Origin of the sequence: Rhizobium sp. PDO1-076, from assembly GCF_000247475.1 — a bacterium.
In the GTDB taxonomy this organism is placed as follows: Bacteria; Pseudomonadota; Alphaproteobacteria; order Rhizobiales; family Rhizobiaceae; genus Allorhizobium.
On the sequence record NZ_AHZC01000088.1, the window covers coordinates 40,635 to 54,604 of the forward strand.

The window sequence follows — 13,970 nt, forward strand, 5'->3', positions numbered from 1 at the left end:
TGCGGCGCCCGGATTTTCACATCAAGTCGAGGATGCCTGATGGCCACCTTCTCCCAAACCAGCTTTGAACGCCTGAAACATGCCTGCGAGCGGCTTGCCAGCGTTCTCGTTGCCTTCGGCGGTTTCTGCCTCGTCGCGGCCTGCATCCTGACCGGCCTGTCGATCCTGGGCAGTCTAGCGTTCAAGCCGCTGCCCGGCGAGATCGAGCTTGTCGAGGCGCTGTGCGGCCTCGCCGTCTTTGCCTTCATGCCGTTCTGCCAGCTGAAGCGTGGCCATGTCGGCGTCGACATCCTGATTTCCGCCTTCGGCTCGAAGGCGATGAACTGGACCCAGCTAATTGGCGACATCATCATCGCGGTCCTGATCGGCCTCTTGACTTGGCGTCATGCCGTCGGAACATTCGACAAATTCGAAAACGGCGAGACGACGGCGCTGCTGCTGCTGCCCGTCTGGTGGGGCTTTGCCATGGCGCTTGTCCTGATGATCGCCAATCTCCTCGTCTGCCTCTACATCATCCTGTCCGATATCCGCGAGATCAAAAGCGGCCGGACCATCGTCGCATCGCTTGGAGCCCATTGATGAGCAGTGTTGAAATCGGGCTCTGGTCCTTTCCCGTCCTCATTCTTCTGATTTTCCTGCGCGTCCCGATTGCCGCCGCCATGCTCGGCACCGGCGTGATCGGTACCTTTCTGGTGCTCGGCAAGTGGACGCCGATCCTGTCGCAGCTGAAAGCCCTGCCCTGGTCGACCAATGCTAATTATTCGCTGTCGATCATTCCGCTATTCCTGCTGATGGGCCAGTTTGCGGCGCGGGGCGGCATGAGCCAGGCGCTGTTCAACGCAGCCGCCGCCTTTCTCGGCCATCGCAAGGGCGGCGTTGCCATGGCCGCCGTCGGCGCCTGTGCCGGCTTCGGCTCGATCTGCGGCTCGTCGCTGGCAACAGCTGCCACGATGGCGCAGGTCGCCCTGCCGGAACTGAAGCGCAACGGCTATGACGGCGGGCTGGCGACGGCGACGCTTGCCGCCGGCGGTACGCTCGGCATCCTGATCCCGCCTTCGGTCGTGCTGGTGATCTATGCGATCCTCGCCGAGCAGAACATCGCCAAGCTGTTCCTCGCCGCCTTCGTTCCGGGCATCATTGCGGCAATCTCCTACCTGCTGGTGATCGCCATCTATGTGCGTCTCAAGCCGGAAAGTGCCGGCCAGGCCAAACGCATTCCCTGGGCCGAGCGCGTGCCGGCGCTGATCGCGGTCTGGCCGGTCGTGGCGATCTTCTTCCTCGTCGTCGGCGGCATCTATCTCGGCTGGTTCACGCCGACACAGGCAGCCGCGATCGGCGCCACGGGCGCAGGTCTGGTCGCCTGGCAGGCCGGCGGGTTGAGCAAAGGCGCGCTGTTTGACTGTTTCAAGGAAACGGCGGTCTCGACCGGCATGATCTTCTTCATCGTGCTCGGCGCCTCGGTGTTCAACTCGTTCCTCGCCTTCTCGCGGCTGCCGCAGCTCGGCGCGGAATGGGTCACGGCGCAGGGCTTCGCCCCGATGACCGTGCTGATCATCATCCTGATCCTCTACATCATTTTCGGCTGCATCATGGATTCGCTGTCGATGATCATCCTGACCATCCCGATCTTCTTTCCGATCGTGACTGCGATGGATTTCGGCCTGAGCCCCGAGCACTTCGCCATCTGGTTCGGCATCCTGGTGCTGATGGTGGCCGAGATCGGCATGATAACGCCACCCGTCGGGCTCAACCTGTTCATCATATCGGCCATGGCGAAGGATGTGCCGATGCGCGAGACCTACAAGGGCATCACGCCCTTCGTCACCGCCGACCTGCTGCGCATCATTCTTCTGACGGCCTTTCCGATCATCTCGATCTTCCTCGTGTGAGCACGAACAGCCGGCGTCTCGACGAGGCGCCGGCTGATTTCTACGGACAGAGCCGATCCCGGTTTCAGGCCTTGCGGGTAAACAGGATGAAGGCGAAAAGCAGCACGCCGGAGAAGGTCACCAGCGACGAAATCGCCACCAGCGGCTCCATGGCTGGATTTCCGCTCAACATCAGAAACAGCGACGGCGCCATCACCAGAATTCCGAGCGTGTAGATGAAATATTGCAGCCGCGCGATCCGGCTTGCGGCCTGGACGGGATTGAGTGCGTAATAGATCCCGAAGATCGCCATCGTCACCCAGCCGAGCAGGTTGATATGCGCATGGGCGCCGGTCGCCGCGAATTCATGGGTGATCGACATATAGAGACCCAGACAGATCCCGGCGATCAGAAACAGGATTGCAGTCCGGAAAAACCAGATGGAAAGCATAGGCATGTGCGTGTTCCCCCTTTTGAACAGGAGAACTATACCACCGCGTGTATTTGCTGAAAAGGAACTGACGTTCGTCAGTATCTGATCATTTGATACTTACGCAGCATCGCGAAAGATCTTCCAGCTGGTCGGGCGGAAGCTGAGGTCGCCGCCGACGACGACAGTGGCTTCGAGCGGGACCTCGATCTCGATGTGATGGGCCTCGCCGCTGCCGGAAATATCGATCTCGGCAATGCGGGTGCCGGCGAGGCGGCGGCTGGCGGTCACCTTGCCGGAGAGCGCATTGGAATGATCGGTCAGGACAACGTCCTGCGGACGGAAAAACAATGTACCGTCGCAGTCGCCCCCCTGTTCGGACAGGCCGATGCTTTCGCCCTGGAAGAGGATCTCGCCGGCTTTCAACGTGACCGGCACATGCGAACTCTCGCCGATGAAGGAAAAGACGAAGGGCGAGTTCGGACGGTCATAGACATCGTCGGCGGTGCCGATTTGTTCGACCTTGCCCTGGCTCATGACGACGACGCGATCGGCCAGTTCCAGCGCCTCGTCCTGGTCGTGGGTGACGAAGAAGGTGGTGTGGCCGGTGCGGTCGTGGAATTCGCGCAGCCAGCGGCGCAGGTCCTTGCGGACCTTGGCGTCGAGCGCGCCGAAGGGTTCGTCGAGCAGCAGGACGGAGGGTTCGATCGCCATGGCGCGGGCGAGTGCCACGCGCTGGCGCTGGCCGCCGGAGAGCTGGGCCGGATAGCGCTTTTCGAGCCCTGTAAGCTGGACCATGTCGAGGAGATCGGCGACGCGCGTCTTGATCTCGTTAGCGGGCGGGCGGGTTGCCCTCGGCCGCACCTTAAGGCCGAAGGCAATGTTGTCGGCGACGGTCATGTGGCGAAACAGCGCATAGTGCTGGAAGACGAAACCGACATGGCGTTCCTGCACGCTCTTGTGCGAGGCATCCTCGCCGCCGAAGAAGATCCGCCCTTCGGTCGGCTGTTCGAGGCCGGCGATCAGGCGCAATAGCGTGGTCTTTCCGGAGCCGGAGGGCCCGAGCAGCGCGATCAGCTCGCCGGTGCCGACCGAGAGCGAGACATCGTGCAGTGCCGGAAACTGGCCGAAATCCTTGCGGATATTGTTGATCGTGACATCCATCGGGACTGACCTTTCAATGTTTACGGCTTGCCGACAGCTGTTCGCCGTAACGGATCTCGAGGATCGTCTTCAGCGCGAGCGTGACCAGGGCAAGGAGAGCGAGCAGCGTCGAGACCGCGAAGGCCGCGACGAAATTGTATTCGTTGTAGAGGACCTCGACATGCAGCGGCATGGTTTCGGTCAGGCCGCGGATATGGCCGGAGACGACCGAGACGGCGCCGAACTCGCCCATGGCGCGGGCATTGCAGAGCAGCACGCCATAGAGCAGGCCCCATTTGATATTGGGAAGCGTGACATACCAGAAGGTCTGCCAGCCATTGGCACCGAGCGACAGGGCCGCTTCCTCGTCGCCGGTGCCCTGTTCCTGCATCAGCGGGATCAGTTCGCGGGCGACAAAGGGAAAGGTGACGAACACCGTGGCGAGCACGATGCCGGGCACGGCAAACAGGATCTCGATGCCCCAGCCTTTGAGGATCGGGCCGAGATAGCTGTTGGCGCCGAAGAGCAGGACATAGACCAGGCCGGAGATGACCGGCGAGATCGAGAACGGCAGGTCGATCAGGGTGGTCAGGAAGGTCTTGCCCTTGAATTCGAACTTGGCGATCGCCCAGGCGGCCGAGACGCCGAAGACCAGATTGAGCGGCACGGCAATCGCGGCCACCAACAGGGTCAGCCGGATGGCGGCCAGCGCATCGACGTCGCCAAGCGCCTCGAAAAAGGCCGGAATGCCCTGGCGGAACGCCTCGATGAAGACCAGAAGCAGCGGCATCAGCAGGATCAACGCCATGAAGCCGACGGCAATCGCAACCAGAATGTAACGTGCCAGCGGCGTTTCCGTCGCCGCATCGCGGAAGCGGCGGGATGTGCTTGTTTCAGCGGACATTGGCATATCTCCGGCGGCTCCACATCTGCAGCAGGTTGATGAACAGCAGCATGGCAAACGAGATGATCAGCATGATCGAGGCAATGGCCGTCGCGCCGGCATAATTGAACTCTTCCAGCCGGATGACGATGAGGAGCGGCGCTATCTCCGACACATAGGGGATGTTGCCGGCGATGAAGATGACCGAGCCATATTCGCCAACGGCGCGGGCAAAGGCGAGCGCAAAGCCGGTCAGGATGGCGGGCGTCAGGCTGGGCAATACCACCCGGCGGATCGTCTGGAAACGACTGGCACCAAGCGTCGCTGCCGCCTCCTCGACCTCTCGGTCGAGCTCTTCCATCACCGGCTGCACCGTGCGCACGACAAAGGGCAGGCCGATGAAGATCAGCGCAATGACGATGCCGAGTGGGGTGAAGGCAACCTTGATGCCGAGCGGATCGAGCAGGCTGCCGATCCAGCCGTTCTTGGCGTAAAGTGCCGCCAGCGCGATACCGGCGACCGCCGTCGGCAGGGCAAACGGCAGATCGACAATCGCATCGAGCAGGCGGCGACCGGGGAAATCATAACGCACTAGGACCCAGGCGACGACGACGCCGAAGACGACGTTGACGGCAGCGGCAATCAGCGCTGCGCCGAAGGATGTGCGCAGTGCCAGCTGGGTACGCTCGTCCATCACGACGGCGAAAAAATCAGCCCAGCCGAGCGATGCCGTTCGCACCACGAGCGCGGCGAGCGGGATCAGGATGATCAAGGTGAGATAGGTAATCGTATAGCCAAGCGTCAGGCCAAATCCTGGCAGTATGCTTGGCTGTCGCCAGTTCTTCATGAGCCGTCCCGTCATTCCATATCCCGAAGTGATGATGCCTGATCTCTCCGCACTCGCAAGCCCCGGCCTCGAATCTCGAGGTCGGGGCCTGGTCCGGGGAGGAATTGCTGTCAGCGTGCCGGCTTGTAGATCTGGTCGAAGACGCCGCCATCGCCGAAATGGGTCGGTTGCGCCTTGGCCCATCCGCCGAAGATCGGATCATCGATCGTCACGAGATCGATCTTCGGAAGGGCTGCCAGAGCATCCGCCGGCACAAGCTCTGGCTTGGACGGGCGGTAGAAATGCTTGGCAGCGAGGCGCTGGCCCTCTTCGGAGTAGAGATAGCCAAGATAGGCTTCGGCCTGTTTGCGCGTGCCCTTGGCATCGACATTGCCATCGACCACGGCAACCGGCGGCTCAGCCAGGATCGACTGCGACGGGGTGACGATCTCGAAGGCATCGGCGCCAAATTCCTGTCCGGCCAGATGCGCCTCGTTTTCCCAAGACAACAGGACGTCACCGATCTCGCGCTGGGCAAAGGTGGTCAGCGATCCGCGGGCACCGGTGTCGAGGACCGGCGCGCGGCGGAAGATCTCGGTGATGTAGTCACGGATCTTCGTTTCGTCGCCACCGAATTCCTTGTGCGCCCAGGCCCAGGCGGCCAGATAGTTCCAGCGGGCGCCGCCGGAGGTCTTCGGGTTCGGCGTGACGATCTGCACGTCGCCCTTGATCAGGTCGCCCCAGTCCTTGATGCCCTTCGGATTGCCCTTGCGAACCAGAAAGACAATGGTCGAGGTATAGGGAGAGGAGTTGTTTTCGAAGCGGCCGCGCCAGTCCTTGGCGATCTTGCCGGTGTTTTCGACGATGGCATCGATGTCGCCCTGAAGGGCGAGCGTCACCACATCGGCGTCGAGGCCGTCGATCACGGCGCGGGCCTGCTTGCCGGAACCGCCATGCGACTGGCGGATCGTCACCGCCTCACCCGCTGTCTCCTGCCAATGCTTGGCGAAGGCCTCGTTATATTCCTTGTAGAATTCCCGCGTCGGATCGTAGGAGACATTGAGCAACTGGGTATCGGCAAATGCCGGAGCGATCGAACCCGCTGTCAGCCCCAGGCCAATCAGCAAAGCACTCAGCCGTTTCAGGATGCTTATCATGCGTCGTCCTCCTCATCTCGATGTTTCGATAATGTTAAGACTACCGGACAAGTAGGGTTAGTCAACGAGAGGCACGAAATAACAAAACCGTACCCCAGCCGAGGGGCTGGTGCAGAATGGACTTGCCCTGGGAGACGCCGATCGGGGTGGAAAAATCCGCAAATATGCCTGGCTACAAAATGTCAGCAGGACTGAACGACATGGAAAAGCGCCAACCAGATTCCGGGACAGGCTGTGGTGTCCGGTGCTGGGCTCAGGCCAGTTCCGGATGACGCGTAGAGACCGCATCGGCAAGACTGGTCGAAAAGAGCACGGCGCGCGTCTCGTCGGCAACACGGGAAAAGACGTGGCGGACTTCGCAATCCTGTTCGCCGGCGCAATCCTCACAACGCCGATAGGCCGAGAGCGACAAGCAGGGCAAAGGCGCCACAGGCCCGTCAACCAGACGTAGGACCTCGCCATAGGTAATGTCGCTAGCTGCCCGCAGCAGGAGATAACCGCCCTGCTTGCCACGCTTGCTTTCGACGATGCCGGCACGCTTCAGTTCGAGCAGGATCTGCTCGAGAAACTTCTTCGGGATGCGCTGCTGTTCGGCAATGTCCGGAATCTGCACCGGCTCGCCCGGCGCGGCGCGTGCCAGAACACTGAGCGCCCGTAGCGCATATTTGGCTCGTTGGGAAATCATCACAGAACACCGGCTTATGCGGACCGGCGTCCGCACGATGTCGCAATAGCCGAAATCCGCCATGGGTTCAAATGTCCATTTCCGCCTCTCCCGTGTTTCAGGGACCAATCCTGGTCCTGTTGCCACGACGAAGCCGACCCGGAGCCCGAAAACCGTGGCGCCGTCCAGAACGGCCGCGTCGGTTGCGCGGGACGAAATCCCGTGTTTGCAGCGCTGGGGAGAGATATTTGCTCTTTCTGTGCATGTGCGTGAAAGGCAATTCCTGTTCGTGGCCACCCGTTTACAGGATAATGCACGCCTGTAGCAGGAACAATCAGATGAACCTTCCAAGCAATGCCGAACTCGCCAGCGCTCTCAACGCGACGCTGGAAAAAGCCGACCTGACCGAACGTCTTCGCATTGTCGCCGCCCATGAAGGACGCGCCGTGTTCACCACCAGCCTCGGCATCGAGGATCAGGTGATCACGGCGGCGATCGGCTTGGCGCGGTTGCCGATCGATGTGTCGACGCTCGAGACCGGGCGGTTGTTCAAGGAGACCGTGGACCTGATCGCCGAGACCGAAGACCGTTTCGGCATCGCCATCCAGCGTTTCACCCCGAAGCAGGACGATGTCGACGCCTATGCGGCAAAATTCGGCCTGAACGGCTTTTACGAGAGCGTCGAAGCGCGCCATGCCTGCTGTCATGTGCGCAAGCTGGTTCCCCTGGCCGAGGCGCTTGACGGCGCCCGCTTCTGGGTGACGGGCTTGCGCCGCTCGCAATCCGGCAACCGCGCAGCAACCCCGTTTGCCGAATATGATGCCGAGCGCGATCTGATCAAGATCAACCCGCTGGCCGACTGGTCGATCGAGGCGATCAACGCTTACGTCGAGACGGAAAGCGTACCGATCAACCCGCTGCATGCCCGCGGCTATCCGTCGATCGGCTGCGAACCCTGCACACGCGCCATCAAGCCAGGAGAACCGGAACGGGCCGGCCGCTGGTGGTGGGAAAACGACGAAAAGCGCGAATGCGGGTTGCATGTGCCGGAGGCTACGGCCTCGGCGATACCGACGCCGGCCTAGCAGAGCCAGAATTTACCCCCCTCTGTCGCTTCGCGACATCTCCCCCTCAAGGGGGGAGATCGAAGAGCCAGACAGACACCGCCTCACCAAGTCTCGAGGTCGAGACAGTGGCGGGACGTGATCTCCCTCCTTGTGGGGGAGATGCCCGGCAGGGCAGAGGGGGGTCCACGAAATGCCATCGCTGATGGCCATCAAGGCAGATAGACAGATGCACGTACACACATCCGAATTCGATCCGCATTCCAAGGATGCAGCAAGCAAACCGCCGCTTGATCCGCATCTGAAGGCGCTGGAAAATGAAGCGATCCATATCTTTCGCGAAGTGGCAGCCGAATTCGAGCGTCCGGTGATGCTCTATTCGATCGGCAAGGATTCGTCCGTGCTGCTGCATCTGGCGCGCAAGGCCTTCTTCCCCGGCCGCGTGCCGTTTCCGCTGCTGCATGTCGATACCGGCTGGAAGTTTCCGGAAATGATCGCGTTTCGCGACGAAATGGCGGAAAAGTTCGATCTGGACCTGCTCGTGCATATCAACCCGCGCGGGGCGGCGGAGAGCATTTCGCCGTTTACCCATGGCTCGTCCTACCATACCGACATCATGAAGACAGAATCGCTGCGTCAGGCGCTGGACGCCGGCAAATATGATGCCGCCTTCGGTGGTGCGCGGCGTGACGAGGAAGCGAGCCGCGCCAAGGAACGGATCTATTCGTTCCGCACGCCGGACCACAAATGGGACCCGCGCAACCAGCGCCCTGAACTGTGGAACATCTATAACGGCATGGTTCGGCGCGGCGAAAGCGTGCGCGCCTTCCCGCTGTCGAACTGGACCGAAGTCGACATCTGGCGCTACATCCAGGCGGAGAACATCCCGTTGCCGCCGCTCTACTATGCGAAGAACCGCAAGTTCGTCGAACGCGACGGCATGCTGCTCTGGGCCGAGGATCCGCGCTTCGAAGCGCTGCCGGACGAAGAGGTTCAGGAAGGCATGATCCGCTTCCGCACGCTCGGTTGCTGGCCGCTGACCGGCGCGATCAAGTCCGACGCCACCACGCTCGACGAAGTGATCGCCGAGCTCGAGATTGCCACCGTGTCCGAGCGTCAGGGCCGGGCCATCGACCGCGACCAGGCCGGGTCGATGGAAAAGAAGAAACGCGAAGGATATTTCTGAGATGACTGCTCAAGCCAATACAGCCCTCGCCGCCGCCGCTTCGTCGTCCGTCGCGCCTCTGGTGGAACCAGCCGTCATCAGCCGCGATACGCGCCCGCTGCGCCTGATCACCTGCGGCTCCGTCGATGACGGCAAGTCGACGCTGATCGGTCGCCTGCTCTGGGACACCAAGGCGGTCAAGGAAGACCAGGCAGCAGCGCTTAACCGCGACAGCGGCAAGCAGAACGACCTCGGCCTGCCCGACTTCGCGCTGTTGCTGGATGGTCTGCAGGCGGAGCGCGAACAGGGCATCACCATCGATGTCGCCTATCGTTATTTCGCCACCGACCGCCGCTCGTTCATCGTCGCCGACACGCCCGGCCATGAACAGTATACCCGCAACATGGCAACCGGGGCCTCGACGGCCGATCTTGCAGTACTGCTGGTCGATGCGCGCACCGGCCTGCTGGAGCAGACCCGCCGCCACGCGACCATCGCCTCGCTGATGGGCATCAAGCAGTTCGTGCTGGCGGTCAACAAGTTCGACCTGGTCGGCTATGACAAGGCGGTGTTCGAGCAGATCAACCATGATTTCAAGGCCCTGGCGCTGTCGCTCGGCGTGCGTCAGGTGACCGCGATCCCGATGTCGGCGCTGAAGGGCGAAAACGTCGTCTATGCCGCTGACGCGGTGATGCCGTGGTATGAAGGTCCGACACTGGTCGAAACGCTGGAACTGGCAACATTGCGGACCGGCCAGTCGACCGGTTTCCGTCTGCCGGTGCAGCGCGTCTCGCGTCCGGGTGAAAGCTTCCGCGGCTATCAGGGCACAGTTGCCGGCGGCGCCGTGAAGCCGGGCGACAGCGTGGCGATCCTGCCGTCGGGCCAGCTTGCCAATGTCAAGCAGATCGTCACCTTCGACCTGGTGCGTAACGCGGCCGTTGCCGGCGATGCGATCACGCTGGTGCTCGACCGGCAGGTTGACGTGGCGCGCGGCGACATGATCGTCTCGCTCGACGCCCAGCCGCAGACCGGCCTTGCGTTTGACGCGCAAATGGTGGCGCTGCAGCCGGACGGCATCGTGCCCGGCAAACGCTACTGGCTGAAGGCCGGTTCACGCCGCCAGCGCGTGCAGGTCGAACCGGTGTCGCAACTCGACCTGAAGAGCGGCAAATGGATCTCGACCGAAATGCTGCAGATGAACGCCATCGGCAAGGTTCACCTGTCCTTCGACGAGGCCGCGATCTTCGACCCCTATGACCAGAACCGCGCCACCGGCGCCTTCATCCTGATCGATCCGGACAGCAACAACACGGTGGCCGGCGGCATGATTACCGCCAAGCGCACCGAACTCGGCGGGCTGCATGCCCATGAAGGTCGGGTTATCCTGTCGCTGCCGGCGGATCTGGCCGAACAGCTGCTGGCGACCGAGCTTCTGTCCAATCGCCGCGATGAAGTGGAAACCCGCCGGCTGACGACCGCCGAAGCGCGCGACCTGTTCGACGATATCGACGGATAACAAGGCAAACAGGCTGACACGTTCAGCCTGAAACATTTCGACAATACAAAGGCCGCAACCATGCACCCGACAGGGTCATGTTTGCGGCCTTTGTCACTTTAGGTCGTATTGGCCATGCGAGTGGAGACGACGGGTCAACCGACCAGCAATCGCCGGGCCGTCGACTGGCGCTCGATTAGGTTGAAGCCGAGATCGACCAAGCTCGGCGGCGGAGCGCCCTCGCCGGTGGCTCTCAGCAGCATGTCGACGGCACGGTAGCCGATCTCGTAGCGCGGGATGCGCACCGAGGTGATCGACGGACAGGCAACGCCGGCATAGTCCAGATCGTTGAAACCACAGAGACCGAAGGCGTCCGGAACGGCGATGCCGCGTCGCTGGCATTCGAACAGGACGCCGAGTGCCACGTCATCATTGTGGCACAGCGCGCCGTCGACATCGGCATGTTCGGTCATCAGGCGCTCGAGCAGATGCGCGCCGAGGGCAACGCTTGTATGGCCATCGACCGACAGGGTGAGCGCGGCATCATAGATCCCGGCCTCTTCCAACACGGCACGATAGCCCTCCAGCCTGCGCCGTGAGCGGACGTCCCACCGGCCGCCCAGCAGCGCGATGCGACGATATCCTTTGTGCACCAGATGGCGGGTGGCGACTTCGGCCGCGGCACGGTGGTCGACACCGATCGCCATTTCCAGCGGATCGCCACTGACATCCATGATCTCGACGACGGGACACTGCGCGGCGCGCAGCATGCTGTTCAGCTCGTCGTTTTCCGACAGGCCCGTGTAGATGATACCGGCGGGGTTCTGGGTGAGGAACAGCCGCAGCTGGTGGACCTCATCCTGCTTGTCGTAATCGGGATTGGCATACTGGATGCGCAGATCGGTGGACCGGACGCGGTCCTCAATGCCGCGCATGACGGCGATGAAGGCATAATTGGTCAGCGAGGGCGACATGACGCCGATAATACCGCTGTTCTTGCTGGCGAGCGCCCGGGCCGCAAGATCGGGCACATAACCCATATCCTCGACGGTCTTCAGGATCATGTCGCGCAGGCTCGGCGATACCTTGTCGGGATCGCGCAAGGCCCGCGACACGGTAATAGCGCTGACCCCAGCGGCCTGGGCGACATCGGACAGGGTCACTTTATCGCGGCGCTGGCGCCGTCTTCTTGTCCCAAAACTCATAGGCTTCGCACCCGGCTCAATCCACAGCCTGACATTGCATCCGCCTTTGCAAGGTCGAATACCCGGAACGCATCATGTGTATCCAAGAGTGCCCGAAAATATCAGCCGTCGCAAATGCTTAGCGCGATATACACATAAATCGACCCGTTTTGGCGGCCTGCAACATGCTCTGCCGCAACCGGCACCTACAACCGGTACCATGCAAAAATCGGTCTGGAGGATGCTGTCCGGCCGTGTATGACACGGTTTTTTTCGCCGGGATGGCAAGGTGTTGCGCCTTATCGGGCGGCGATTGCCTGCTCGATTGGGCGGTTGGTTTTGGCGCCTGCACGCAAGCGCTTTTGCAGCGGTTCGTCGATGAGACGGTAGACCAAAACCCCACCCAGCACACAGGCCAGCAGAGCGAGGATACTGAAGGCGGCAAGGGAAAACCCGCCATTGCCAAAAGGCAATCGCAGCCAAAGCTGCCCGATGGCGGAGAGCACGATGCCATGGGTGAGATAGAGGGAATAGGACGAGTCACCGAGCAGACTGGGCAATCGCCATGCCGGCAGCGCGACAACCTTTTCCAGCAGCAGGGCGCCGGAAACGATCATGGCGGCCGGAATGCCGAGAAGCACGAAGCGCTGCAGCGGGACGTGTTGCGCGATCACGGGAGCGGCGACAAACAGCAGCATGCCGAAAAGCAGAAGCCCTGTTCCACCGATGCGCGAGCCGGACCTGTTGCAGAGCGCCCAGGCAATCAGGACGCCGAACAGAAATTCGAGAAGAATGGTCGAGGTCAGGAATACCAAGGCCGGCGACGCGGGTCGAAACAGCAGTCCAAGCAGCGGAAGAGAGATGAGCATACAGCCGATCGCGGCGATGCGCCAACGCGGCGCAAGCAACAGGCTGAGGCCGAATGCGGCATAAAACAGCATCTCGTAGTTCAGCGTCCAGCCGGGCACGAGGATGGGATAGAGCAATCCATCCGCCGGTGACGGGTAAGGCAGGAAGGCATAGGAGGCGGCTATGTGTAGGGTGTCGAAGCGGACGCTCTTGAGGAACTGCGGCGCGAAAGCGGCCACCAGCACCAGGAAGGTGGTGATCATCCAGTAGAGCGGGACAATTCTCAGGATGCGGCGCTTGTAGAATTCGAAGACGCCGACCGATTTCGACTGGATCGAGAGAAAGATGACGAAGCCGCTGATGACAAAGAAGATATCGACGCCACCTTCGAGGAAACCAGGCAAGCTTCCCTGATAGCCGAGACGCGCCAGCGGAATTTCTATGTGGCAGAAAACCACCATCAGCGCCGCAACCGCCCGCAGATAGTGAATAGACCTGTAATTCATCGCCAGTGCTCGCTCTTCGTCCTCCGAGCACAGTTAATTATACCTTAACGCAATCATATCCAGCAAAAGCCGGGAAGATGCTTAACGCGTCAGGTGATGCGCGACGCCGTTTTCGGAACCCTTGTGAAAACGCCTAGCCGGGAGCGAGCGTGGCGACGATGCCCGTGCTGGCGCTTTCCTTGATCGTTTCCATCGCCACGTTCGTCGACGTGCTCGCTACATAAGGAAGATTGGAGATACGTTCGCCCAAGACCTCGCGGTAGCGCCGGATATCCCGCGTTCTAATCTTCAGCAGATAATCGAACCTGCCAGCGATCATGTGGCACTCTTCGACCTCCTTGATTTTTCGCACAGCCGCGTTGAACTTGAGGAGCGCATCTTCCTGCGTGTTCGTCAATTTCACTTCGGCGAAGGCGATATGCTCGAGCTGGAGCATCGACAGGTTGATGATGGCGGTGAAGCCCTCGATATAGCCGTCGGCGATCAGACGGTTCATGCGAATCTGGCATGGTGTGCGCGACAGGCCCACTCTTTCGGCCAGTTCCGTGACGGAAATCCTGCCATCCTTCGACAGCACCTCGAGGATGTTGCGATCAAAATGATCAATTTCGCTAACATCACCAGCATCAACAGCCATTTTGCCCGTCCACTCCAGAAAGAAAAGTCAGAATGATGCGTAAATTACTCCAAGATAGGCGGAAAGCCTAGTGCGCTTCTGCTAGTGTTCGCCGATATG

Annotated in this window: 14 protein-coding genes; 5 read left to right on the top strand and 9 right to left on the bottom strand. The window is 61.2% G+C overall.

Going from position 1 to position 13,970, the window contains the following annotated elements; genetic code table 11:
* Positions 1 to 39: 39 nt before the first annotated feature.
* Together PDO_RS06925 and PDO_RS06930 are read left to right on the top strand one after the other, a co-directional pair.
* Complete coding sequence (locus PDO_RS06925) at positions 40 to 579, top strand: TRAP transporter small permease (RefSeq protein WP_007599670.1); 540 nt, start codon at positions 40 to 42, stop codon at positions 577 to 579.
* Positions 579 to 1,889 (top strand): TRAP transporter large permease, encoded by a 1,311-nt coding sequence (locus PDO_RS06930; RefSeq protein WP_007599672.1) that lies wholly within the window; start codon positions 579 to 581, stop codon positions 1,887 to 1,889. Before PDO_RS06925 ends, PDO_RS06930 begins: the two co-directional genes overlap by 1 nt.
* Before the next feature lie 64 nt (positions 1,890 to 1,953).
* On the opposite strand, the gene PDO_RS06935 is transcribed toward PDO_RS06930, so the two are convergent.
* The 6 genes from PDO_RS06935 to PDO_RS06960 form a co-directional block, all read right to left on the bottom strand.
* A complete protein-coding gene (locus PDO_RS06935; protein ID WP_007599674.1) occupies positions 1,954 to 2,325 on the bottom strand; it encodes a hypothetical protein in 372 nt (123 codons plus the stop codon).
* Positions 2,326 to 2,418: 93 nt separating this feature from the next.
* A complete protein-coding gene (locus PDO_RS06940) occupies positions 2,419 to 3,462 on the bottom strand; it encodes a sulfate/molybdate ABC transporter ATP-binding protein (RefSeq protein ID WP_007599676.1) in 1,044 nt (347 codons plus the stop codon).
* A gap of 13 nt (positions 3,463 to 3,475) precedes the next feature.
* Positions 3,476 to 4,345 (bottom strand): sulfate ABC transporter permease subunit CysW, encoded by an 870-nt coding sequence (gene cysW / locus PDO_RS06945; protein ID WP_007599678.1) that lies wholly within the window; start codon positions 4,343 to 4,345, stop codon positions 3,476 to 3,478.
* Positions 4,335 to 5,186, bottom strand: a complete 852-nt coding sequence (gene cysT / locus PDO_RS06950) for a sulfate ABC transporter permease subunit CysT (RefSeq protein WP_037072859.1) — start codon at positions 5,184 to 5,186, stop codon at positions 4,335 to 4,337. The genes cysW and cysT overlap by 11 nt, the downstream gene beginning before the upstream one ends.
* A gap of 95 nt (positions 5,187 to 5,281) precedes the next feature.
* Complete coding sequence (locus tag PDO_RS06955) at positions 5,282 to 6,307, bottom strand: sulfate ABC transporter substrate-binding protein (RefSeq protein ID WP_007599681.1); 1,026 nt, start codon at positions 6,305 to 6,307, stop codon at positions 5,282 to 5,284.
* A 253-nt stretch (positions 6,308 to 6,560) separates the two neighbouring features.
* Positions 6,561 to 6,992, bottom strand: a complete 432-nt coding sequence (locus PDO_RS06960; protein ID WP_037072866.1) for an RrF2 family transcriptional regulator — start codon at positions 6,990 to 6,992, stop codon at positions 6,561 to 6,563.
* Between the two features lie 317 nt (positions 6,993 to 7,309).
* Here PDO_RS06960 and PDO_RS06965 point away from each other — a divergent pair, with 317 nt between their 5' ends.
* From PDO_RS06965 to cysN, 3 genes are all read left to right on the top strand, one after another.
* Positions 7,310 to 8,056: a phosphoadenylyl-sulfate reductase gene (locus tag PDO_RS06965; RefSeq protein WP_007599683.1), complete on the top strand. Its 747-nt coding sequence runs from the start codon at positions 7,310 to 7,312 to the stop codon at positions 8,054 to 8,056.
* Between the two features lie 208 nt (positions 8,057 to 8,264).
* Positions 8,265 to 9,221, top strand: a complete 957-nt coding sequence (gene cysD / locus PDO_RS06970; protein WP_052023404.1) for a sulfate adenylyltransferase subunit CysD — start codon at positions 8,265 to 8,267, stop codon at positions 9,219 to 9,221.
* Position 9,222: 1 nt separating this feature from the next.
* A complete protein-coding gene (gene cysN / locus PDO_RS06975; RefSeq protein WP_007599685.1) occupies positions 9,223 to 10,716 on the top strand; it encodes a sulfate adenylyltransferase subunit CysN in 1,494 nt (497 codons plus the stop codon).
* Positions 10,717 to 10,850: 134 nt separating this feature from the next.
* Here the strand turns inward: cysN and PDO_RS06980 are convergent, their stop codons facing one another.
* From PDO_RS06980 to PDO_RS06990, 3 genes are all read right to left on the bottom strand, one after another.
* Positions 10,851 to 11,900, bottom strand: a complete 1,050-nt coding sequence (locus tag PDO_RS06980) for a LacI family DNA-binding transcriptional regulator (protein WP_007599686.1) — start codon at positions 11,898 to 11,900, stop codon at positions 10,851 to 10,853.
* A gap of 278 nt (positions 11,901 to 12,178) precedes the next feature.
* Positions 12,179 to 13,234 (bottom strand): acyltransferase family protein, encoded by a 1,056-nt coding sequence (locus PDO_RS06985; protein ID WP_007599688.1) that lies wholly within the window; start codon positions 13,232 to 13,234, stop codon positions 12,179 to 12,181.
* A gap of 133 nt (positions 13,235 to 13,367) precedes the next feature.
* Positions 13,368 to 13,871, bottom strand: a complete 504-nt coding sequence (locus PDO_RS06990; protein ID WP_007599690.1) for an Lrp/AsnC ligand binding domain-containing protein — start codon at positions 13,869 to 13,871, stop codon at positions 13,368 to 13,370.
* Positions 13,872 to 13,970 lie beyond the last annotated feature (99 nt).